This window comes from Actinocrinis puniceicyclus, assembly GCF_018283645.1.
GTDB lineage: Bacteria > Actinomycetota > Actinomycetes > Streptomycetales > Catenulisporaceae > Actinocrinis > Actinocrinis puniceicyclus.
Map to the genome: position 1 here is coordinate 18,772 of NZ_JAGSXH010000044.1, position 21,703 is coordinate 40,474.

A 21,703-nucleotide genomic window follows, 5' to 3' on the forward strand; every position below is an offset into this window, starting at 1 on the left:
GGTCACGGCCCCCGGCCGGCCCGGCCGCGCGTCAACTCGGGTCGGGCGCTTCCACCTCGACGTCCGCGTCGTCGCCCGCAGGTTCGGAACGCAGTTCGCGCACCACGGACCAGGCGATCGAGACCATCGGGACCGCCACGACCGCGCCCACCACGCCCGCGACGATGCTGCCCGCGATCACCGAGACCGCGACCATCACCGGGTGCAGCCGGACCGCCCAGCCCATGACCAGCGGTTGCAGCACGTGGCCCTCGATCTGCCCGAAGACCACGATCAGCACCAGCACGATCAGCGCGGTGACCACGCCCCGCCCGGCCAGCGCCACGACCGTGGCCACCGCCATCGCCACGGGCGAGCCGACCAGCGGCACGAAGGAGGCGATGAACTCCAGGATCGTCAGCGGCAGCGCCAGCGGGACCTTGAGCAAGTACAGCGAGATGCCGACCATCACCGCGTTCGTGCCCGCGACGATGATCACACCGCGGGTGTAGCCGGAGAAGGTGCTCCACGCCGCACGCCCGGCCCGATCCCAGGTGGAGCCCGAGTCGCCCGGCAACTGCGTGGTGAACCAGCGCCACATCTGATCGCCCGACTTCGTGAAGAAGATCGAGCAGAACACCGCCAGCGCCACCACCGTCAGGACCTCCACCGCCCGGCTGGCTCCGCTCAGCGCCTGGCTGATCAGGGTGGAGCGGTGGCTGGCGACGAAGGAGCTGACCTTGCCCTGCAAACCCGAGAGCGTCGAGGGGCTCACGTGGAAAGGCGAGCCCTCCAGCCACTGCTCGATGCGGCCGAGCCCGCCGCTGAACTCCTTGCCCAGTTCGCCGCTCTCGTTCGCGACCGTCGTGCCGACCAGGGTGAACACCCCGCCGATCACGGCGATGCTGCCGAGCATGGACACCAGCACGGCCAGCGGGCGCGGCATCCGCCGGGACAACACGTTCACCGGCGGCCGCAGCAGCGCGGTGAAGACCAGGGCGAGGAACAGCGCGATGCCGACCAGCTCGAACCGCAGCAGCAGCAGGTAAGCGACGTAGACGGCCGCGCCGACGATCAGGATCCGCCAGGAGTAGGCGGCGGCCATGCGCAGCCGCAGATTCACCAGGGCGTCCGCGTTGTTCTCGGCCAGCGCCCGCTGCCGGGCCAGGCCGCTGCGCGTGCCGGCCAGCGAACCGGCCGCCCGGGACTTGGAACCCGCCGTACCGGAGACCCGCCCGTTGCTCGGCGGGGAGGCCGCAGCCGTACCCGAGTCAGGGGGTTGCGGCGCGCCGCCGCGCCGCGGGCGAAGAGGCCGGCTACTCAACCTGCGCACCGCCACTTCGCCACTCGCGTGATCCGTCCGGATAGCCGTCTCGATCGTTTCGCGGCGAGTATCCCCGCCGGACCTGTTCAAACAACCGCGCGCGCGCAGCGCGCCGCCCGGTCACGGCCCGAAGGAGATCGAGCCGACGTCCCGGGCCTGCACGACGTTCCCGCTCACGGTCGCGCCGCCGGTGATCACATTGGTCGTGGTCCCGCCGTCGACGGCGGCCGCCGCGGCCCCGCTCAGCCACTGCCGCAGCGCCGCCTCGAACTGCGCGTCGCCGCGCGCCAGGGTCACCAGCTCGGCACTCAGGTCGATCACAGAGCCCTCATCGTCTCGGCCGCCCGCGCTCAACTGCTCGACGGCCCGCGCGGCGGCGGCCCGCTGCGGGAAGGCCGAGCGCACCAGCTTCACCAGGGCGGCCCAGGCGCTCTTTCCGGCATCGGCGGCGGCGGCACCGAGGGCGGAGTCGATCGCCGTCGCGACGGCCGATACCGTCAACGGATCCATCGCCCACTCCTGCCCGCTCGCCGCACCCTCTTGCGCCAGGATAACCAGCGCGCCACGTAAGCGGCGGGAACACGCGAGACATCCCGCCGGAAAGCCGTGGAGGGGCGATCGCCGAGGCTCGAGTCCCGGCGGCGCCTCGGCCCGGCGAACCGGGGCTCACAAAGCACGCCGGAACAGCACGCCGGATTCCGGAGAACCTGTGCTACACGCTCAGCCGCAGCGCGTAGTAGCAGAGTTCTGCCGTTGTGCGCACGCGGCGCAAGCCGTTCTTCTCCAGCACGCGCTGTGAGCCGATGTCGGCCGGGTCGGTGTCGGCATTGACCGCCGTCACCCCGCCGTGCGCGCGGCAGATGTCGATCAGCCCGGCCACGGCCTCGGTGCCGTAGCCCTTGCCCCACTCCGGTTCGACCATGCCGTAGCCGATGGTCACCTCGCCGGATGCGTCCGGGGGGCCGTGGAAGCCGGCTGTGCCGATCGTGCGCCCGTGTGCCAGCGGCACGATCCGGTAGACCCCGAACGCGCCGAGGTCCTGTGCGGCCTGCGCAAGCCTGGCGCATGGAGCGCGGTCCTCATCACGCGGAAAGCCCACGGCCCACCTGTCGCCGTGGCCCGGTTCTCCGCCGGCGACCGCGGTTGCCTCGGATCTGGTGAGCGGCAGCAGGTCGATGGTGCGGGCAGGCCAGTTCCCCATAGTGCGGACGATCGAAGCAGATCCCTTCCGCCCGTGCCACCGAGTTTTCGCCGGCCGGTACGAGCGCCTCATCGCGTCCGCCGCCCGCGCGACGGCGAACCATGAAAAGCCCGCACGTCGCAAGAAAGCTGGCTGCCTGGCCGTCGCATCGTCACAACTCTGTGAAAGGCACATGTGATGGCATTGACGAGCGTGTCAGCCAGGATTCGACGAGGTGCCGGCGTACGCCTCGCTGCCGTTCTCGCAGCCGGCTCCCTCAGCGCCGCCGTGTTCCCGCTCACCCCTGCGCCGCCGCGTCGGGTGGGGAGTGTGTCCGGGCCGAGTGGTCTACACCTCCCCGGCGCGGGACACTAGGGGCTGTTCGGGGTTCGGATCATGATCAGCCCCTAGGCGGTGTTGGGGAATGCCTCAAGGGGCGAATCCGGTGATTGACTTCGCCTGGACGCACGGCCGAAACGTCCACAGACGACCGCTGTGTTGAATCATGAACGCGCGAGGACGCTCCGGCCGCGCGCCCATGCTCGTCGCTGACCGGATTCGCCATGACGATTCCGACAAAGCGGCGGTCGAATCGTTGCCTTGATACATTCCCCAACACCGCCTAGCCGACGCCGGGGCGCGGGAATGCCTCGGCGGCGACCAGGCCGTCGCGCACCGCCTCGCGCTGCACCGCGTGAACCGTGCGGCCGTGCAGGTCGGAGATGCGCTGCCAGCCGAAGCCCGAGCCGACCTCGTCCGCCAGGCGCCCGCGCTCCTCCGGCGACCAGCGGGTGTGCGAGTTCGGGTACTGCTTGCGTCGCGCGCGCAGCCACTCGCCGAAGGTCGGCCGGTCCACGAACCAGGTCAAAGCACTGAAATAGCGGCGGTCCAGCCGGAAGACCACCTCTTCGGCGCACAGGAACACCAACTGCTCCTCATCCACCGCCACCCGGTCGGCGCGCAGCACCAGTTCGCCCTCGGTCAGGGAAACCCCGCGCGGCCCGCTCGTCGTCTCCACCGGTGCGGTCAGCCGCACCCGCACCCACCCGGCCTTCTGTGCCGTCGCGCGTCCACTGTCCCCGAAATCCTTGCCGGTCACGGAAGCTACCTCCCCGACGGTTCCGTTCGCTGACTCCTGATACCTACCCGGCACGGTTTCGAACAAACGTTCTCGGGCGCGAAAAACGGGGTTTGGCCTGCGGAAATCAACGCGCGGACAGCCCGCGCGGCGCCAGTTCCACACCGCTTCGTGGGCCGGCTCGACCGGCTCGCCGGTCCGTACGCCCGTACCCGCCGGATGCGTCGCTTCGCCGGCCTGTGTACGGAAACGGAAAGGAGCCCCGCCGCCCGAAGGCCGCGGGGCTCCCGTCCTCACGTCGGCCGCTTTTCGCGGCCGGGGTTCATCCTCAGCTCGCGCGCCGCCGGTCGGTGCGATCCTGCTCCGGGCGCTTGTAGCCCTGGTGCCGGCTGTCGCGGCCGAACCGCTCGGCGCCGCGGTTGCGGTCGAAACCGCCGCGCTCGCCGTGCCGATCGTCGCGCCGCGCGAAGCCGCCGCGCTCCTCGGAACGGCGCCCGTCGGCGCCGCCCGTCTCGGTGCCCGGCTGGCGCGGGCCCGCCGCGGCCGGGCGCTGGAAACCGCCTTCGCGCCGCTCGCCGCGCCCGAAACGGTCCGCGTCGCGTCCGCCTTCGAAGCGCCGGCCCTGATAACCGTCGCGCTTCCCGTCGCGCCACTCGCCGCGGTCCCGGCCGCCCGTCTCGGGCCGGTCGGACCGTGTCGTGGCGCCGACGCCACCGGGCGCCCCGTCGCGCGTGCCGCCTCCAAAGCGGTCGCGCCCGTACCGCTCGTTGCCGTACCGCTCGTTGTCGGATCGCTCGGTGCCGGGCCGGTCAGTGCTGGGCCGGTCAGTGCTGGGCCGCTGCGCGCCGAACCGCTCCGTCGCGGGCCGGTCCGTGCCGGGCCGATCGGCGCCCCGTCGGTCGAAATCGCGTCCGCGCCGCTCGAACGAGCCCGTGCGGTACTCGCGTCCGGGCCGCGCGTACCGGTCGCCACGGTCCCGGTTCCAGTCACGCCCATCGCGCGGCCGCGCGACACGCTCGCGCACCGGCAGCGTGAACACCGGCACGTCGCCGGGCTCCGGAACCTCGCGGGCCCCGGTCAGGTCGGCGAGCGCGACGCCCGCGGCCTCCCACCTGCCCCCGGAACCCAGCGGGGCGGTGTCCAGCTCCTCGGCGGTGACCCCGGCCTCGTTCATCAGCCGCTGCGCCTGCTTGCGCTGCTTCGGCAGGATCAACGACGCGACCACACCGGCCTGTCCCGCGCGCGCCGTACGGCCCGCCCGGTGCAGGTAGTCCTTCGAGTCGCGCGGCGGGTCGAGATGCACCACCAGGTCGATGCCGTTCACGTGGATGCCCCTCGCCGCCACGTCGGTGGCGACCAGGACCGGGGTGAGGCCCTCCTTGAAGTCCTCCAGCGTCTTCGTGCGCGCCACCTGCGTCATCCCGCCGTGCAACCCGGCGGCCGGCAGCCCGCGCTCGCGCAGCTGCTCGGTGACCCGGTCCACCGCCATCTGCGTGCGCACGAAGAAGAGCGAACGGGACTCGCCGGGCTTCTCGGCCGCGTGCCGCCCCGCGATCTGCGCCGCGACCTTCGCCTTGTGCTGCGGGGCGACCATCAGCAGGTGGTGGCTCATCGTGGAGACCGCGCCCGCGTGCGGGTCCACCTCATGCAGCGCCGGGTCGTTCATGTACTTCTTGACGATCTCGTCGACCGCGCCGTCGAGCGTGGCCGAGAACAACAGCCGCTGGCCGCCCTCGGCGACCTGGTCCATCAGCTCGCAGACATGCGGCAGGAAACCCATGTCGCACATCTGGTCGGCCTCGTCGAGGATCGCGATGTCCACCTGGCCGAGCTCGCACTCGCCCTGCTCGATCAGGTCGGACAGGCGGCCGGGGGTGGCCACCAGCATCTCGACGCCGTACCGCAGGTTCTCGATCTGCTTACGCATCGGAGCGCCGCCGTAGACCGAGCGGATCCGCAGACGCAGCGCTCTGGCATACGGCCGCAGCGCCTCCTCGACCTGCATCGCCAGTTCCCGCGTGGGCACCAGCACCAGCGCGAGCGGCTTGCGCGACTGGGCGCGCAACCCCTCGAGCCGGGCGAGCGTCGGCAACCCGAACGCGAGCGTTTTGCCGGAGCCGGTGCGCCCGCGGCCGAGCACGTCCCGGCCGATCAGCGCGTCCGGGATGGTGGCAGCCTGGATGGGGAACGCGGTGGTGAGGCCGGCTTCGGCGAGCACGCCCAGAAGCGGGGTCGGCAGTTCGAGCGAGGCGAAGGTCACCTCGGTGCCGGTGTCGAGCACGGCCGCGGTCTCGGGCGCGGCTTCGGGAGTCGTGGTGGTGTCCACGGACATGGTGGTACTGACCTCCTGGTCGGAACGGCACGTGCCAAGGAGGCTTCAGGGAACGCGGGAGCGCGCCGCCGAGCCAATCACAAGTACGGGCCCTACATCGGGGCAATGCCGCGCCTGTGTTGGCCTCTGATCCCCAGTCAGCCGACCGCTGTACGCGGTCGTCCTGTGATCGTGAGCCGGAGGTCTTCCCTCCGTGGGGTGCGGGCCGGATTCCCGCCACGCGGGCGGCATCCAGGCGCCGAATAGCGCGCGGGCATCACATGAGTACCTGGTCAGTGTAACCGGGCTGCCCGTGTGGCACGAAACCGGCAGGCCAGCGGGGGAGAAATGGCCGTCGCGCAGCCGTGTTCGTCAGCATTCGGCCATCCGAGCACCGCGGCCGCGAGTAAGCTTTGAGGCACACAGGGGGAACGTACATACCTCCGGGAATCGACCGAGTGGCCGGTATCCGACCGTGGCGCCGCTCGTTGACCCAGGGCGGTCCCTTCATCCGGGGTGTGGCGGGAAGGAGGCGGGCCGAGCATGACAGCGACAGGCGCCGACAGAGCGGTGTCCCGCGGCCGGATTCCCGGGATGCGCCGCAAACGCGAGGAACCGGACCTGGTGGCGGCTTTCGTCGCGCGCGGACTCGCGGTGGTCCCGGCCGCCGCGCCGCTGGGCCCGGGCTGCTCCTGCAGCCGTGTCGGCTGTCCCGACCCCGGTGCCCACCCGCTCTCGTACGGCTGGCAGACCGAGGCCAGCGCCGACCCCGCCCAGCTGCGCCGCTGGCGCTCGCGGTTGCCGGACGTGAACTTCGCCAGCCCCACCGGCCGCACCCACGACGTGCTCGACGTCCCGATCGGCGCCGGCCGGATCGCCTTCCGCTCGCTGACCGCCGCCGGTGTGCAGCTCGGCCCCGTAGCCGTGTCCGCGCAGGGAGACCGCTGCCTGTTCTTCACCACTGCCCGCCCGGGCGGCCAGGAGGAACGCGCCGGCGACGAGTGGTGGCACTGCGACCTGGATGCGGCCCCGGAGACGGGGCTGGGCGGCCCCGGCCTGCGCTGGCACACCCGCGGCTCCTATGTGCTCGTGCCGCCCGCCCGTGCCCTCAACGGCGGGCGCGCCCGCTGGATCCACGCGCTGGACGCGCCGCTGCCGGACCCGCTGCGACTGCTGGGCGCCCTCGCCGACGCCTGCGAAGCCGTCGCCGCGACGGGCGAGATCGCACAGTGGTAACGACAGGGGCTGCGGCGATAGCGAGGGGCTGCGCGGTCGGCAGGGCTGCGCGGCGTTGTTGAGCGGTTCCGCACGGTGAGGCGGTATCGCCTGTGCGACGGCGCCGGCGGAAAGATCAGGCGACGGTGAGCAGCTGCGCGCCCTCGTCCGTGACCACCATCGTGTGCTCGAACTGAGCCGTCAGCTTCCCGTCCGCCGTCACCGCGGTCCAGTTGTCGTCCCACATCCGGTGCTCGATCGTGCCGAGCGTCAGCATCGGCTCGATCGTGAACGTCATCCCCGGCTCAAGCAGCTTCGTCCCCCGCGGATCGTCATAATGCGGGATGATCAGTCCGCTGTGGAACGCGGTGGCGATGCCGTGCCCGGTGAACACGCGCACCACCCCGTACCCGAAGCGCTTCGCGTACGACTCGATGACCCGCCCGATCACGTTGATCTGACGACCCGGCCGCACAGCCTTGACCGCGCGGTTCAGCGCCTCGCGGGTGCGCTCGACCAGCAGGTGCGCCTCCTCGGAGACCTCCCCGACCTCGAAGGTCGCGTTCGTGTCCCCGTGCACGCCGTTGATGAACGCGGTGATGTCGACGTTGACGATGTCGCCCTCGTTCAGCACCGTGGAGTCCGGGATGCCGTGGCAGATCACCTCGTTGATCGACGTGCACAGCGACTTCGGGTAGCCCTTGTAGCCCAGCGTGGAGGGGTAGGCTCCGTGGTCGCACAGGAACTCGTGCCCGACCCGGTCCAACTCGTCCGTGGTGACCCCGGCCTTGACCGCGTTGCCGACCTCGGTGAGTGCCTGCGCCGCGATGCGTCCCGCGATCCGCATCTTCTCGATCGTCTCGGCGCTCTGCACGTCCGGACCGTTGTACGGCTTAGGTCGCGGTTTGCCGACGTATTCCGGTCGGGCGATGTGTGCGGGGACGGACCGTGTCGGGGACAGAACGCCGGGAACAAGGGAAGGCATGCGCACGAGTCTAAGACGTCGATGCGGGGAAGTAGCCCTCTGCCTATCGCCAGCGGCCCCATGGCTGAAGTCCCGAAAGGAACGCGGATGACCGACGAGGAGCCTCAGTGGTTCTACTGCATCAAGCATCACACCGTCGAAGGTCCGGTCGGATGCAGGGCCCAGGACCGGCTCGGCCCGTACCACACGCGTGAGGAAGCGGAACAGGCGCTGGAAAAGGTGAAGGAACGCAACCAGGCATGGGGTGATGATCGCGCCTGAGTTCCGGGGCCGCGCCTACCAGCGCTCCACCCGAGGTCCGCTGACCGCCTCGATCCAGCGGCCCAGCCGCGCTCGCAAACCGCCCGGCGCCGCTTCCCGCGTCGCGGCGGCCAGCGAGACGAGGTGCTGCGCGCTGTCGAAGGTCAGCGGGCCCGGTCCGGACGGAACGATCAGCTTCTCGTGCGCCAGGGACCGCAACTGGCCGGCGCTCTGATCGACGGTCAGGATCCGCGCCCCGCGCCGTCGCGCGTCGTCCACCCGCTCCAGCAGTTGATCGGCGGGATCCCGCTGCGCCACGACCAGCAGGGCCTCGCCGCGGCCGGTCGATTCCAGCCGCCGCAGGCCGGCTGCCAGGTGCGGAGGAGCGTCCGGCGGCGGATCGTGCCGCAGCAGCACCGGCGCCAGCTGCGGCAGGTTGGCCCACTGCGACTCATCGGTCAGGTGCGCCGCGAGGTGCCACGGCTCGTCGTCCGCGGGCCCGGCCAGCAGCAGCCCGCCGGCCCGGTGCGGTGCCCGGCGCAGCGCGCAGCCGAACTCGTCGCTGGCCTCGAGCCAGTCCGCGCTGCCGCCGGTGGCGTCCAGCAGGTCGCGCAGGGCGGCCGCCTGCACTCTGTCCATGGACACCATCGTGCCAGCTGAATGCCTGGGTCGTGGCATCTTGCGCAAAACGGACGGTTCGGAGGGCGTTCAGTCCCGTTTCGGACTTACAGACGGTTACGTTAGGGCCTGCACTCCTGCGTCTCAGGCACCGCAGGACGAGGACCCGGCCGGATCTGCGGCCGGGCCCTCATCATCGGCTCAGTGGAACGTGTGCTCCGGGGCCGGGAAGGCCCCGCTGACCACGTCCGCGGCGTAGGCGCGGGCGGCGTCGCCGAGAACGGCGCGCATATCGGCGTACTTCTTCGCGAAGCGCGGCGCTTGTCCGGCCGTCATCCCCGCCATGTCCGTCCACACCAGCACCTGCGCGTCGGTGCCCGGGCCGGCGCCTATGCCGATCGTCGGGATGTTCAGCAGCTCGGTGACCCGCGTGGCCAGTTCCCCGGGCACCAGTTCCAGGACCACCGCGAAGGCCCCGGCGGCCTCCAGCGACTTGGCGTCCGCGAGCAGCCGCTCCGCCTCCTCGTCGCCGCGTCCCTGCACCCGGTAGCCGCCGAGCACGTTGACGGACTGCGGAGTGAGCCCGACGTGCGCCATCACCGGGATTCCGGCCTGGACCAGCGCCTCGACCTGGGGCACGACCCGGCGGCCGCCTTCCAGCTTGACCGCGCCGGCCCCCGCCTCCTTCAGGAACCGGGTACCGGTCGCCAGCGCCTGAGTCGCCGAAGCCTGGTACGAGCCGAACGGCATGTCGGCCACGATCAGCGACCGTTTCGTGCCGCGGACCACGGCCGCGGTCAACGTGATCAGTTCGTCCACCGTCACGGGCACCGTGTTCGGGTAGCCGAGATGATTGTCCGCCGCCGAGTCTCCGACCAGCAGCACCGGGATCCCGGCCTCGTCGAACACGCCGGCGGTCAGCGCGTCATAGGCGGTGAGCATCGGCCAGCGCTCGCCGCGGCGTTTGGCCAGCGCGAGATCGCGTACGGTGACCCGGCGGCCCACGCCGTCCGAGCCGCCGTAGAGCGTCAGCCTGGACTCGGCGGCGGGTTTGGGTTCCACCTGCGCCGCCGGGGCTCCTTGCGCGCAGGCGGCGGCGGGCTCGGGTTGCGGAGACATGCCTGGGACTGACATGAAAGTGCGACTCCTCGGAAAAAAGATCTCGTGGCGCCCTGCGGGCGTCCCCGGACTGAGAGGGATCGTCTCACCTCCGGCGCGCCGCCGCCAGGGTGCGGCTGCGCCCCGACGCCGCGCGGTCAGTGCTGCCAGAACATGAACGCGTCGCGGCCCTGGCCCGGTCCGTAGTAGGGCTGGCCGAACGTGCTCATGATCGACTCGACCGCGTGCGAGAAGCCGTCGCGCACCGGCGGGAAGGCGACCAGCAACAGCAGCACCAGCAGGATTCCGTAGGGCCTGATCGGCTCCAGCCCGCGGCGGGTCTCCGGGCGCAGATACGGCTCGATGATCCCGAAGCCGTCGAGCCCGGGAACCGGGATCAGGTTCAGCAGCGCCACGGCGACCTGGATGTAGGCGAAGAAGGAAACGCCCTGCCAGAAAACCTGATGCGGCCCGAAGATCGCCGACCCGCCCACGATGAACGGGGCGCCCACGGTCGGCGCGGCCAGCGCGATGGCCACCATGGCGATCACCGCGAACTGGATGTTGAACAGCGGCCCGCTCGCCGAGATCATGGCGGCCTGCCAGCGTTTGCGCGCCACCGTGCGGTCGACGAGCACCGCGCCGCCGGGCAGCGGAAGGCCGCCGAGCGCCAGGTAGATCGCCGGGAGCAGCAGGCTGAGTACCGGATTGAGGTAGCGCAGGGGGTTGAGGTCGAGATAGCCGCGCGCGGCCACCCCGCTGTCCCCGGCCAGGTGCGCGGCGTATGCGTGCCCGAACTCGTGCAGGCACAGCACGACGAAGTAGGCGCCGAAGACGAACACGAACACCGCGAACTTCGCGTCGCCGTAACCGGTCCAGGACGCCACCGCCCCGGTCACCGTCACCGCCACGATGGCCAGGAAGACCGAGCTCACCTTGATTCTCTCGCGCCGCTTCCACGGCGCCGCGGTGCGCCTCGGCACCCCCGTGCGCTGGCCGAAAACACCCATGTTCGCTGAGCACTCGCTTCTGCAGGTCGGGTGCCCGGCGCCGGACCGGTCGGCCGGGACGGGCGGTGGTCAGAGGTGCCGGTCGGCGCCTCGCCGCCCATGGTATGGCCCGATACTGAGCGTGCGATGTGAACGCCCGCGATGGTGGGAGCAGCTCATGAGCTTATGGGCCGGTTTTGGTGCGTAACGCAATATCGGCCCGGCTGTGGAACGCCGCGTTCTGAGGCCGGTGGAACTGAGGGCTGCGGCCGTATGCCCCGCTCCGGCACACAACGGGCCGGCCTGCGGTTCGCACCCGCAAGCGGCCGGAAGACCCTCGTTCAGAAGACCGCGTGCGCGTTCTGCTCCGGCATGGCCGGCTGTTCCTCTTCTTCGCCGGCGACGATCAGCTCGCCGACCCGGTCCGCCAGCGCGGTCCGCCCGTCCTGCCCGAGGCCCGAATCGGTCACCAACGCCGCGGCGCCCTCCAACCCGGCGATCGCGCACAGGCCGACCACGCCCCACTTGGTGTGGTCCGCCAGCACTATCAGCCGCCGCGCCGTCGACATCAGCGCGCGGTTGGTCTCGGCCTCCATCAGGTTCGGCGAGGTGAACCCGGCGACCTCATCCATGCCGTGCACGCCCATGAACACGCAGTCCAGATGCAGGGCACGGATAGACTGGATGGCGACCGGCCCTACCAGAGCATCTGACGGTGTCCGCACCCCGCCGGTGAGAATCACCGTCTGACTCGCGACGGCGTGCGTATGCAGCACCTCGGCGACACGTAGGGAATTGGTGACGACGGTCACGTCCGGAACCCTCGCCATCGCACGGGCGAACGCGTGCGTCGTCGTTCCCGCAGTGACCCCGATCGCGGTTCCGGGCCGGACCAGTTCCGCCGCGCGCCGGGCGATGGCGTCCTTGGCCGCGCGTTCCCTGCCGACCTTCGCCTCGAAACCCGGTTCGTCCGTCGAGCCGGGGTGGCGGGCCGTCGCGCCGCCGTGCACCTTCTCGATCAATCCCTTGCGGGCGAGGGTGTCGAGGTCCCGGCGCACGGTCATGTCCGAGACGCCGAGCGCCTGGGTCAGATCACTGACCCGTACCCCGCCGATGCGGCGGACCTCCTCCAGGATCCAACTTTGCCGCTGCGCCGCCAACATCTCCGGGCTCCTTCTCGCCGAGGACGGCCCGCTGCGCGCAACCGTCCCGCACACCGTTGCGCAGCGAACCACCAGCCGACACAGAAACACACTCGATCCAACACGGACCGGCCTTACGTGGGTGGGAAGAACCCAGAACGCAACAGTAACGACAGCGCGGCTGGCACACCAGCCCCAACAACAGCCGGTATGGATGTTTCATTTTGAGCAAGAACCCTTGACATCAGTGCCGATACGGCGGTTTGCTCTGCGCCAGATTGTTTGTTCACGTTCGATTGGGGTCAGTTAGCGTTCCTCTTCGCTCGCGACTCCACACCAGTAAGGTTCTCCCTGCTCCACTGACGTCTCACATGGAGGTGCGATGTCCCCAGAGTCCCCCAGGGTGTTCCATGGCCCTGATGTCGACCGGCGGATCATGCTCAAGGGCTTGCTCGGGGCGGCCGGCGTCGCCGCGCTGCCGACCCTCGCGGCGTGCAGCTCGTCGAACAAGTCGTCCTCCTCGACGCCCGGCGCCGCGGCCGGCACCGTCACGCTCGGCTCAAACGCCTCCGACGCGGTCCCGAAGAAGGCGTTCCAGGCCGTCTACGACGCGTTCCAGGCGAAGAACACCGGCATCAAGGTGCAGGTCAACACCAAGGACCACGACACCTTCCAGGAGCAGATCAACAGTTACCTCCAGGCCACACCGGACGACGTGTTCACCTGGTTCGCCGGCTACCGCATGCAGTTCTTCGCGGCCAAGGGCCTGTCAAACAAGATCAACGACGTCTGGGACAAGATCGGCAACAACTTCCCGCAGTCGGTCCACGATCTGTCCAAGGGCCAGGACGGCAACTACTACTTCGTGCCGATCTACTACTATCCGTGGGCGGTCTTCTACCGCAAGAGCGTGTTCGCGGCGCACAACTACCAGGTCCCCACCGACTGGAACAGCTTCGTCTCGCTGTGCGAGAAGATGAAGTCCGACGGTCTGAACCCGATCGCCTTCGCGGACGCCGACAAGTGGCCCGCCATGGGCACCTTCGACCAACTGAACATGCGCACCAACGGCTACCAGTTCCACATGGACCTGATGCACGGCAAGGCCGCCTGGACCGACGCGAAGGTGAAGAAGGCCTTCGACTACTGGACCCAGATCCTGCCTTACCACCAGGCCGGATACATCGGCCGCAAGTGGCAGGACGCCGCGCAGTCGCTGTTGCAGAAGAAGTCTGGCATGTACCTGCTCGGCACCTTCGTCGCCCAGCAGTTCACCAACCCGGACGACCTGGCCGACCTGGACTTCTTCGCCTTTCCCGCGATCGACCCGCAGTGGGGCCAGGACAGCGTCGAGGCCCCGGTCGACGGCTTCATGCTCAGTAAGAACCCGAAGAACCGCGCCGCCGCGGTCAAGCTGCTCGAGTTCATCGGGTCGGCTGACGGCGAGGGCGCGTACCTGAAGGTGGACAACAGCTACGACGCGCTGGTCAATGGATACGACACCTCCGGGTACAACGCGATCCAGAAGAAGTCCGCGCAACTGTTCGGCTCGGCCCAGCACGTCTCGCAGTTCATGGACCGCGACGCCAACCCGGCGTTCACGTCCACGGTGATGCAGCCGCAGCTTCAGGCGTACCTGCAGAACCCGGGCAGCATCGGCAGCATCCTGAGTGGGATCGAGCAGCAGAAGCAGTCCATCTACAACTCCTGACCGGCCACGCCGGAGACGGCGAAGCCACCGGAACGAGGAACTCCGATGACCGTCGGAACCAGCGCCGACGCCGTCGAGACCGGGCGCGCAGCGGATCTTCCCCGCGCGCCCGGGCGGCTGCGACGGCTGACCGGCCGAGACAAGACTGTCCTGACCCTGATGACCGGCGTGCCCACGGCACTGATGGTGGTGTTCGTCTGGATCCCGGCGCTGGCCTCGATCCTGCTGTCCTTCACCTCCTGGGACGGGATCGGCCTGGACTCGATCAAGTGGATCGGGTTGCGCAACTACCAGCAGATCTTCACCATCTACCCGTCCTTCTGGCCGGCTGTGGAGCACAACGTCCTCTGGCTGGTGGTACTCGCGCTCCTCCCGACGCCGTTCGGCCTGTTCCTGGCCTACCAGCTGGACAAGAAGATCAGGTTCAGCCGGTTCTACCAGAGCGCGTTCTTCCTGCCGGTCGTGGTGTCCAGCGCCGTGATCGGGTTCGTCTGGGAGCTGATCTACAACCCGGACCACGGCCTGATCAACAGCCTGTTCCACACGAACAACCCGAACGGCACCTACCTGGACTGGGTCGGCAACCCGAAGCTGAACATCTGGGCGGTGCTGGTCGCCGCGTCCTGGCGGCACGCGGGTTACATGATGATCCTCTACCTGGCCGGCCTCAAGAGCGTCGATCCCTCGCTCAAGGACGCCGCCGCGGTCGACGGCGCCAACGAGTGGCAGGCGTTCCGGCATGTGGTCTTCCCCGCGCTGCGCCCGATCAACGTGGTCGTCGCGGTCGTCACGGTGATCGAGGCGCTGCGCGCCTTCGACATCGTCTACGTGTTCAACAAGGGAGAGCACGGCACCGAACTGCTCTCGATCCTGATCACGCAGAACATCATCGGCGAGGCCAGCCGGATCGGCTACGGCTCGGCACTGGCGGTGATCCTGCTGGTCGTCTCGCTCGCGGCGATCATCCCGTACCTGATCGTCACCTTCCGGAAGGAGCGGCGCACGTGACCGCCACGGCCCTCGCCTCAGACACCGCGCGGCCGAGCGGCGCCCATCCGGTCGCCGGCAAGCGCCGGGTTCGACCCGCGCGCGTAGTGCTGCACGTCTTCCTGGCTTGTACCGCGCTCGCCTGGCTCGTGCCGATGCTGTGGGCGATCTACACCTCGCTGCGGCCCTACTCGGAGACCCAGTCCAAGGGCTACCTGTCCCTGCCCAGCACGCTGAACTTCCAGAACTACATCGACGCCTGGAACCAGTCCGGGATGCCGCACTACTTCTGGAACACGGTCATGATCGCGGTTCCGGCCGTGCTGCTCACCCTGCTGCTCTCCTCGTTCGTGGCGTTCACGGTCACACAGTACAACTTGAAGATCAACCTGCTGCTGCTGATGGTCTTCACGGCGGGCAACCTGCTCCCGCAGCAGGTCATCATCACCCCGCTGTACCGGCTCTACCTGCTGATCAGTCTGCCGTCGCAGGTCAGCGACTCGGGCAAGATGTACGACACGATCATCGGACTGGTCGTGATCCACGTGGCCTTCCAGTCGGGCTTCTGCACGTTCGTGCTGTCCAACTACATGAAGACCATCCCGACGGGCCTGCGCGAGGCCGCGGTCGTGGACGGCGCCACGGTCTGGCAGATCTACAGCCGGATCATCCTGCCGCTGCTCAAGCCCGCGGTGGCCGCGTTGGCCACGCTGCTGTCGATCTGGATCTACAACGACTTCTTCTGGGCGATCGTGCTGATCTCCAGCGGCGACAAGATGCCGATCACCTCCTCGCTGGCCAATCTGTCCGGCACCTTCTTCACCAACGACAACCTGGTCGCCGCCGGTGCGCTGCTGACCGCGGTCCCGACCCTGCTCGTCTACTTCCTGCTCCAGCGCCAGTTCGTCTCGGGCCTGACCCTGGGCGCCGAGAAGGGCTGAGTCCAAGCCGCGCCGCAGCCCGCCGCTCCTGGTCCGGCGGCGGCTGCGGCGCCTGAACGCGGCGCCGCCCGGACACGCCGCCGCCCGGACACGCCGCCGCCCGGACATGGCGCCGCCCGGACGCGGCGCGAATTGGCCTATACCAATTCCGCGGATGCGGTACCCCGGCGCCGCGCCGTGCAGTAGCGTGCCGATCATCGCGCGGACAACCGCGCAGATCACCGGACCGCCGCACCCAGGGGAGCACTCGTGCCCGTCGACACCGCCTCGTTCCTCGGCAAGGTCCGCGAGCAACTCGACCGGATCGAGTCGACCCAGGGCCCCGCGATCGAGCGGGCCGCCGACCTGATCGCCGCCTGCCTGGCCGACGGCGGCGTGCTGCAGGTCTTCGGCACCGGCCACTCCGAGGCGCTGGCCATGGAGCTGTGCGGACGGGCCGGGGGACTGATCCCGACCAACAAACTCGCCCTGCGCGACCTGGTCATCCTCGGCGGCGAGGACGCGGCCGCGCTGGCCGATCCGAAGGCCGAGCGCGACCCGGACCTGGCCGGCCGGGTCTGGAAGCTGGCCCCGATCGCTCCCGCGGACGTCGTGGTCATCGCCTCGCAGTCCGGCGGCAACGGCTCGACCGTGCAACTGGCGCAGATCGCCCGCGAGCAGGGGCACCCGGTCATCGCGATCACCTCGCTGGAGCACTCGCGCCGCATCACCTCCCGGCACCCCTCCGGCAAACGGCTGTTCGAGCTCGCCGACGTCGTCGTCGACAATGCCGCGCCCCACGGCGACGCGGTGCTCGAACTGCCCGGCGGCGGCAGGGCCTGCGCGATCTCGTCGATCGGCAACGCGGTCATCGCGCAGCTCCTCGTCGCCGCGGTCACGATGCGCCTGCTCGCGCGCGACGTGGAGCCGCCGATCTACCAGTCGGCGAACATAGCCGGGGGAGACGCGCACAACGACGCATGGGAGGCGCGGTACACGGGCCGGATCCGGCGCAGCGCCTGCCTGTAAGGGTCCTGTCACCGCGGCGGCTCGTCCGACGCGGACGCATCCCGCGAGGTGCCGCGGTGGCGCGAGACCTGGCGCGGAACGGCGACGGCCGGCCGGGCGTGGGCGAGGGCGCCGGACGCGTGCGGAAACCCGGCGGCGGCGGGTAGAGCGCTCGCGGCACGCACCGCCGCGCGCGGATCGGCTCCGCGGTCGCCGGGGACGCAACGCTGCGCCAAGCGATATTCCAGGACCAGGGCGTCGTAGAGCGGAGTCGCGGTCGGCGCCGTTTCAGGGCCGGGATCCGACAGCGGAACCCGGGGATCGAGTTGTGGTGCGTTCACAACCGGCTCAACGAGGCGGCGCCTCGGCGTGCCGGGATGTTCGGCCGATCGAGTGATCAGCCGGACCGGTGGGACTACCTGACTTCGGGGATCAACTCCGCGACGGACTTCACGATCCGCGACGGCCGGTAGGGGAACCGGTCGACGTCGGCGAGCTGGGTGATGCCGGTCATCACCAGGATCGTCTCCAGTCCGGCCTCGATGCCGCACTTGATGTCGGTGTCCATCCGGTCGCCGATCATCGCGGTGGTCTCCGAGTGCGCCGCGATCTTGTTCAGGCCCTCGCGCATCATCACCGGGTTCGGCTTGCCCACGAAGTAGGGCTCGACGCCGGTGGCCCGCGTGATCAGCGCGGCGACCGAGCCGCAGGCCGGCAGCGCGCCCTCCAGGGACGGGCCGGTCGCGTCCGGGTTGGTGGCGATGAAGCGCGCCCCGTCGTCGATCAACCGGATCGCCCGCGTGATCGCCTCGAAGCTGTAGGTCCTGGTTTCGCCGAGTACCACGTAGTCTGGCCGGTTCTCGGAGAGGGTGTACCCGGCCTCGTGCAGCGCGGTGGTCAACCCCGCCTCGCCGATGACGTAGGCCGAGCCACCGGGCCGCTGCGAGTGCAGGAAGTTGGCGGTGGCCAGCGCGGAGGTCCAGATGTTCTCCTCCGGCAGGTCGATGCCGGTGGACACCAGCCGGGCGCGCAGGTCGCGCGGGGTGTAGATCGAGTTGTTGGTCAGCACCAGGAACGGCGTCCCGCAGTCGCGCAGCCTGCGGATGAACTCGTCCGCGCCGGGGATCATGTTGCCCTCGTGGATGAGGACTCCGTCCATGTCCGTCAGCCAGGTGGTCACCGGCTTGCGGTCTTTCAATTCCAGCTCCTTCCGGGCCGCCGGGCGGATCCCGGCGGGCAGATGCGCGACGCGGAGGGACGCGTGTTGCCTCAGCGCCCATCATCTCGTGTCCGGCCGCACCGGAGCGCAGTGCGGTTCACATGCCGGAACGACATCGGCCGCGCCGCCGCAGAGCGGGGCACGGCCGATGGGGTTGATTGACGCCGGTACGCGTGTCGCCTCTCGGCGAGTGGCACAGCGCGGCTCCAGCCTGACGGTATTCCGCGCCGGCTATTGGTGAGGCCCGGGGACATCGTACGTACCGGCCCAACGAGGCTAACACAACGCGGCGGCCGACCGCCGCTCCCGCGCCTCACCAGCGCGCTCGTGTCACAAAGCCACTGTTCGACGTGCCCTTTTCAGCGTGGGCCCCCGGGCGCTGGGCCGTCTTTGACAAGCAGCTTGACGCTACGTCTCAAACAGGGCACAGCAACGGCCTGGTGTCCGCAGGACACTAGCGAGCCGAGCCGCGGGACGTGGCGGCGTTCGCCTCGATCATCTGATCCGCGATGACGTCGGCCTCGATCGCCCGCTCGACGTCGTCCGAGATGGCTGCCCTTGCGGTGCCCCTCGGTGCCGCGTCGAGGAGAACGGCGCGGACCTGCTCGACCTGCGTCTGCGTGCATTCGTGCGGCTCGTCGGGATGCCCGCACGCGGCCAGCGTGAGCTGCTTGACGGCCTCCGCCTCGCTCTCCACCTCGCGCTCGATCGCCTTCTCGATCCCGCGCAGGGTGAAGTGCGCGTGATCGTCGTGGTGGAAGTAGGGGGCCCAGCGCCTCGCGTCCAGCAACCGGAACACCGGCAGATGCCTGATTTCCAGGCTGAGGAAGACGGCACCGGCGGCGATCACGGCGAGCCACACGTGGCCGACGCCGGCCGCGGCGCCGATCGCGGCGGCGCAGAAGATCGAGGCCGCGGTGGTGACCCCGTGCAGGATCTCCCTGTCCTGGGCAGCCTGCCGGAAGCACAGGCCGCCGCCGATGAACCCGATCCCGGTCACCGCGCCGCCGAGCACCGAAGGCGAGGACAGCGAGAGCGCCCCGATCAGCGCGGTTCCGGCGCCGACCAAGGAGAAGGTCCGATCGCCGGCCGGCGCGCCGCGCACCGCCCGCTCGAAGCCGAGCACGAAGGTCAAGCCCCATCCGACCAGTACCCGGGTCACCAACTCCAGCTCGCTGATATGCACCGCGTCTCGCCTCCCCAAACCGCCGATGGCGCAGCCGATCTGCCCGGCGCTGCGCGCCGGTCTCGTGGTGCAGCAGTCTAGGGTCTGCCCGTCGCCGATAAGCCGGGTCCCCGCGCCGCAATCGGTTACGTTTCAACAGAGATCGTGGCGACAGCCCCTCGATGCGCGGACACCCGTGTTGCCTCACGTCGAGGCGGATCGCCTACCGTGTCGGGCATGGTGAAGCGACGGTGGTGGTACCGGCTCGGCAACCGGGCCGTGCTGGCGGTCTGGCGCAGGATCGGCGACGCCGGTCGGATCACCGCCGCGAGCGCGGCCGGCAGGCGCTTCGCCGCCTTCGGCGAGGGCTCGGCGATCGCGTTCCCGCCGGGTACCCTCCTGGGCGAGCGGTGGATCTCGATCGGGCACTTCACCCTGGTCGGTCCACACGTCACGCTGAGCGCGGGCTTCGTTCCCGAACGAGACCTGGGGCCGGGACCGATCGTGCGGATCGGCAGCGGCGTGGTGCTCGGACGGGGCAGCCACGTGATCGGGCATCAGTCGATTGATATCGGCGACGATGTGTACACCGGGCCGTATGTGTACATCACCGATCAGAACCACGGCTACTGCGACCCGCAGGTGCCGATCGGAAAGCAGTGGCCGGTCAACGCCCCGGTCTCGATCGGCGCCGGCTCCTGGCTCGGCACCGGCGCGATCATCCTGCCCGGCGCCGTGATCGGCCGCAACGTCGTCGTCGCGGCAGGGTCCGTCGTGCGCGGCTGCGTCCCCGACCACTGCGTCGTCGGCGGCGTGCCTGCCCGGATACTGCGGCGCTACAGCGGTGACGGCGCCTGGGTACCCGCGCACGAGGCGGCACGGGAAGAACGCGCCGGGCTGCCGCTGGAGACCGGTTCGCCCGCTGACCGGTAGACTGCTGTCACGTGCGCTTCCTGAATGATTCGACTCCCCAGCACGACCTCACCTACGACGACGTCTTCATGGTTCCGGCGCGGTCCGACGTCGGATCGAGACTCGGCGTCGACCTCAGGACGCCTGACGGCTGCGGCGCCACCATCCCGCTGGTCGTCGCGAACATGACCGCCGTGGCCGGCCGCCGGATGGCGGAGACCGTGGCCCGCCGCGGCGCCCTGGCCGTCATCCCGCAGGACATCCCGATCGACGTGGTCGTCGAGGTTGTCGATTGGGTCAAGGCGCGGCACACCGTCTACGACACGCCTATCACCGTGCGTCCTACCGACACCGTCGGCGATCTGCTCAACCTGTTGCCGAAGCGCGCGCACGGCGCGGCCGTTGTCGTCGAGCGGGGCCGGCCGGTCGGCGTCGTGACCGAGGCCGACTGCGCCGCCGTCGACCGCTTCACCCAGCTGAGCCAGGTGATGTCGCGCGATCCGCTGACCCTGCGGGACGGGATCGAGCCGGAGGAGGCATTCAATCGGCTCAGCGAAGGCCACCACCGGCTCGCCCCGGTCGTGGACGAGCGCGGCCTGGTGACCGGCCTGCTCACCCGGCAGGCGGCACTTCGCGCGACGCTTTACGAGCCCGCCCTCGACGCCGGCGGCCGGCTGCGCGTCTCCGCGGCGGTCGGTATCAACGGCGACGCCGTAGGGCGCGCGAAGGCGCTACTCGACGCCGGCATCGACGTGCTGGTCGTGGACACCGCCCACGGGCACCAGGAGAAGATGATCTCCGTTCTTTCGGCGGTGCGGGCTCTGCGCCCCAGCGTCCCCGTCGTCGCGGGCAACGTCGTCTCCGCGGAGGGCGTGCGGGATCTGGTCGCCGCGGGCGCCGACATCGTGAAGGTGGGTGTCGGGCCGGGCGCCATGTGCACGACCCGGATGATGACCGGTGTCGGGCGGCCGCAATTCTCCGCGGTGCTTGAGTGCGCGGTCGAGGCCAGGAAGCTCGGCAAGCACGTGTGGGCCGACGGCGGAGTGCGCCACCCCCGGGACGTCGCCCTCGCCTTGGCTGCCGGCGCGTCGAACGTGATGGTCGGCTCGTGGTTCGCCGGGACGTACGAGTCCCCGGGCGACCTCCAGCACGACGGCGAGGGACGGCCGTACAAGGTGAACTTCGGCATGGCCTCTGCGCGGGCGGTGCGGCTACGCACCGCCGAGGACTCCGCCTTCGAGCAGGCGCGAAAGGCCCTGTTCGAAGAGGGCATCTCCGCCTCGCGCATGTACCTCGACCCGCAGCGGCCGGGCGTCGAGGACCTGCTCGACTCGATCGTCGCCGGCGTGCGTTCCGCGTGCACCTACGCCGGGGCGCGGTCCCTCGACGAATTTCACGACCGGGCCGTGATCGGGGTGCAGAGCGCCGCCGGATACAGCGAGGGCAAACCGCTGCACACCAGTTGGTGAACTGGTTCGCGCCGTGCGCGGCGAGCGATCGTCCCGCCGCGCACAGGCGCGCCCAGTAACGGCCGCGGCGCCCATGTTCCCCGTTGAACGCGCGGTTGCCGCGGTGCGCGGACACTCGTACTAGGCCAGGCCCAGGAGCCCACTGAAGATCGT

General features: G+C 70.0%; 21 protein-coding genes. 8 read left to right on the forward strand and 13 right to left on the reverse strand.

What is annotated here, in order from left to right:
• Window positions 1–31: 31 nt before the first annotated feature.
• From KGA66_RS14165 to KGA66_RS14185, 5 genes are all read right to left on the reverse strand, one after another.
• Window positions 32–1,303 (reverse strand): AI-2E family transporter, encoded by a 1,272-nt coding sequence (locus KGA66_RS14165; protein WP_211468563.1) that lies wholly within the window; start codon window positions 1,301–1,303, stop codon window positions 32–34.
• Window positions 1,304–1,423: 120 nt separating this feature from the next.
• Window positions 1,424–1,813: a hypothetical protein gene (locus KGA66_RS14170; RefSeq protein ID WP_211468564.1), complete on the reverse strand. Its 390-nt coding sequence runs from the start codon at window positions 1,811–1,813 to the stop codon at window positions 1,424–1,426.
• A 202-nt stretch (window positions 1,814–2,015) separates the two neighbouring features.
• Window positions 2,016–2,504: a GNAT family N-acetyltransferase gene (locus tag KGA66_RS14175; protein WP_211468565.1), complete on the reverse strand. Its 489-nt coding sequence runs from the start codon at window positions 2,502–2,504 to the stop codon at window positions 2,016–2,018.
• A gap of 601 nt (window positions 2,505–3,105) precedes the next feature.
• Window positions 3,106–3,582, reverse strand: coding sequence for a hypothetical protein (locus KGA66_RS14180; protein WP_211468566.1), 477 nt, complete (start codon window positions 3,580–3,582; stop codon window positions 3,106–3,108).
• A 307-nt stretch (window positions 3,583–3,889) separates the two neighbouring features.
• Entirely contained in the window at window positions 3,890–5,893 is a 2,004-nt protein-coding gene (locus tag KGA66_RS14185; protein WP_211468567.1) for a DEAD/DEAH box helicase, read from the reverse strand.
• A 522-nt stretch (window positions 5,894–6,415) separates the two neighbouring features.
• Here KGA66_RS14185 and KGA66_RS14190 point away from each other — a divergent pair.
• Window positions 6,416–7,108 (forward strand): bifunctional DNA primase/polymerase, encoded by a 693-nt coding sequence (locus KGA66_RS14190; protein ID WP_211468568.1) that lies wholly within the window; start codon window positions 6,416–6,418, stop codon window positions 7,106–7,108.
• Between the two features lie 115 nt (window positions 7,109–7,223).
• Here KGA66_RS14190 and map read toward each other — a convergent pair whose 3' ends face one another.
• Entirely contained in the window at window positions 7,224–8,072 is an 849-nt protein-coding gene (gene map, locus KGA66_RS14195) for a type I methionyl aminopeptidase (RefSeq protein ID WP_211468569.1), read from the reverse strand.
• An 87-nt stretch (window positions 8,073–8,159) separates the two neighbouring features.
• Between map and KGA66_RS14200 the strand changes: the two genes are divergently transcribed.
• Window positions 8,160–8,333 carry an SPOR domain-containing protein gene (locus KGA66_RS14200; RefSeq protein WP_211468570.1) on the forward strand — a complete coding sequence of 58 codons (174 nt, stop codon included), beginning with the start codon at window positions 8,160–8,162 and terminating at the stop codon, window positions 8,331–8,333.
• Between the two features lie 15 nt (window positions 8,334–8,348).
• On the opposite strand, the gene KGA66_RS14205 is transcribed toward KGA66_RS14200, so the two are convergent.
• The 4 genes from KGA66_RS14205 to KGA66_RS14220 form a co-directional block, all read right to left on the reverse strand.
• The gene (locus tag KGA66_RS14205) at window positions 8,349–8,951 is read right to left on the reverse strand and encodes a hypothetical protein (RefSeq protein ID WP_211468571.1); all 603 of its coding nucleotides are present in this window, start codon (window positions 8,949–8,951) and stop codon (window positions 8,349–8,351) included.
• Window positions 8,952–9,131: 180 nt separating this feature from the next.
• Window positions 9,132–10,064, reverse strand: a complete 933-nt coding sequence (gene panB / locus KGA66_RS14210) for a 3-methyl-2-oxobutanoate hydroxymethyltransferase (protein ID WP_246507794.1) — start codon at window positions 10,062–10,064, stop codon at window positions 9,132–9,134.
• Between the two features lie 122 nt (window positions 10,065–10,186).
• Window positions 10,187–10,963: a site-2 protease family protein gene (locus KGA66_RS14215; protein ID WP_211468572.1), complete on the reverse strand. Its 777-nt coding sequence runs from the start codon at window positions 10,961–10,963 to the stop codon at window positions 10,187–10,189.
• 395 nt (window positions 10,964–11,358) lie between these two features.
• A complete protein-coding gene (locus KGA66_RS14220) occupies window positions 11,359–12,180 on the reverse strand; it encodes a DeoR/GlpR family DNA-binding transcription regulator (protein WP_211468573.1) in 822 nt (273 codons plus the stop codon).
• 361 nt (window positions 12,181–12,541) lie between these two features.
• Between KGA66_RS14220 and KGA66_RS14225 the strand changes: the two genes are divergently transcribed.
• From KGA66_RS14225 to KGA66_RS14240, 4 genes are all read left to right on the forward strand, one after another.
• Window positions 12,542–13,870, forward strand: coding sequence for an ABC transporter substrate-binding protein (locus KGA66_RS14225; RefSeq protein WP_211468574.1), 1,329 nt, complete (start codon window positions 12,542–12,544; stop codon window positions 13,868–13,870).
• A gap of 45 nt (window positions 13,871–13,915) precedes the next feature.
• The gene (locus KGA66_RS14230) at window positions 13,916–14,878 is read left to right on the forward strand and encodes a carbohydrate ABC transporter permease (RefSeq protein WP_211468575.1); all 963 of its coding nucleotides are present in this window, start codon (window positions 13,916–13,918) and stop codon (window positions 14,876–14,878) included.
• Window positions 14,875–15,798, forward strand: coding sequence for a carbohydrate ABC transporter permease (locus KGA66_RS14235; RefSeq protein ID WP_312886912.1), 924 nt, complete (start codon window positions 14,875–14,877; stop codon window positions 15,796–15,798). The genes KGA66_RS14230 and KGA66_RS14235 overlap by 4 nt, the downstream gene beginning before the upstream one ends.
• A gap of 249 nt (window positions 15,799–16,047) precedes the next feature.
• A complete protein-coding gene (locus KGA66_RS14240; protein ID WP_211468576.1) occupies window positions 16,048–16,806 on the forward strand; it encodes a sugar isomerase domain-containing protein in 759 nt (252 codons plus the stop codon).
• Between the two features lie 8 nt (window positions 16,807–16,814).
• Here KGA66_RS14240 and KGA66_RS14245 read toward each other — a convergent pair whose 3' ends face one another.
• From KGA66_RS14245 to KGA66_RS14255, 3 genes are all read right to left on the reverse strand, one after another.
• Window positions 16,815–17,126 (reverse strand): hypothetical protein, encoded by a 312-nt coding sequence (locus tag KGA66_RS14245; RefSeq protein WP_211468577.1) that lies wholly within the window; start codon window positions 17,124–17,126, stop codon window positions 16,815–16,817.
• Between the two features lie 74 nt (window positions 17,127–17,200).
• Complete coding sequence (locus KGA66_RS14250) at window positions 17,201–17,983, reverse strand: HAD-IIA family hydrolase (protein WP_246507795.1); 783 nt, start codon at window positions 17,981–17,983, stop codon at window positions 17,201–17,203.
• A 475-nt stretch (window positions 17,984–18,458) separates the two neighbouring features.
• Complete coding sequence (locus KGA66_RS14255; protein WP_211468578.1) at window positions 18,459–19,190, reverse strand: MgtC/SapB family protein; 732 nt, start codon at window positions 19,188–19,190, stop codon at window positions 18,459–18,461.
• A 216-nt stretch (window positions 19,191–19,406) separates the two neighbouring features.
• Here KGA66_RS14255 and KGA66_RS31010 point away from each other — a divergent pair, with 216 nt between their 5' ends.
• Together KGA66_RS31010 and KGA66_RS14265 are read left to right on the forward strand one after the other, a co-directional pair.
• Entirely contained in the window at window positions 19,407–20,102 is a 696-nt protein-coding gene (locus tag KGA66_RS31010; RefSeq protein WP_211468579.1) for an acyltransferase, read from the forward strand.
• A gap of 11 nt (window positions 20,103–20,113) precedes the next feature.
• Window positions 20,114–21,550, forward strand: a complete 1,437-nt coding sequence (locus tag KGA66_RS14265; RefSeq protein ID WP_211468580.1) for a GuaB1 family IMP dehydrogenase-related protein — start codon at window positions 20,114–20,116, stop codon at window positions 21,548–21,550.
• Window positions 21,551–21,703: the final 153 nt, after the last annotated feature.

Excerpts from the sequence above, each read along its gene's own strand:
- panB (WP_246507794.1), bottom strand. The coding sequence starts at position 10,064 with ATGTCAGTCCCAGGCATGTCTCCGCAACCCGAGCCCGCCGCCGCCTGC.
- KGA66_RS14175 (WP_211468565.1), bottom strand. The coding sequence starts at position 2,504 with ATGGGGAACTGGCCTGCCCGCACCATCGACCTGCTGCCGCTCACCAGA.
- map (WP_211468569.1), bottom strand. The coding sequence starts at position 8,072 with ATGCCTTCCCTTGTTCCCGGCGTTCTGTCCCCGACACGGTCCGTCCCC.
- KGA66_RS14205 (WP_211468571.1), bottom strand. The coding sequence starts at position 8,951 with ATGGACAGAGTGCAGGCGGCCGCCCTGCGCGACCTGCTGGACGCCACC.
- KGA66_RS14190 (WP_211468568.1), top strand. The coding sequence starts at position 6,416 with ATGACAGCGACAGGCGCCGACAGAGCGGTGTCCCGCGGCCGGATTCCC.
- KGA66_RS14225 (WP_211468574.1), top strand. The coding sequence starts at position 12,542 with ATGTCCCCAGAGTCCCCCAGGGTGTTCCATGGCCCTGATGTCGACCGG.
- KGA66_RS14185 (WP_211468567.1), bottom strand. The coding sequence starts at position 5,893 with ATGTCCGTGGACACCACCACGACTCCCGAAGCCGCGCCCGAGACCGCG.
- KGA66_RS14230 (WP_211468575.1), top strand. The coding sequence starts at position 13,916 with ATGACCGTCGGAACCAGCGCCGACGCCGTCGAGACCGGGCGCGCAGCG.
- KGA66_RS14200 (WP_211468570.1), top strand. The coding sequence starts at position 8,160 with ATGACCGACGAGGAGCCTCAGTGGTTCTACTGCATCAAGCATCACACC.
- KGA66_RS14170 (WP_211468564.1), bottom strand. The coding sequence starts at position 1,813 with ATGGATCCGTTGACGGTATCGGCCGTCGCGACGGCGATCGACTCCGCC.
- KGA66_RS31010 (WP_211468579.1), top strand. The coding sequence starts at position 19,407 with ATGGTGAAGCGACGGTGGTGGTACCGGCTCGGCAACCGGGCCGTGCTG.
- KGA66_RS14220 (WP_211468573.1), bottom strand. The coding sequence starts at position 12,180 with ATGTTGGCGGCGCAGCGGCAAAGTTGGATCCTGGAGGAGGTCCGCCGC.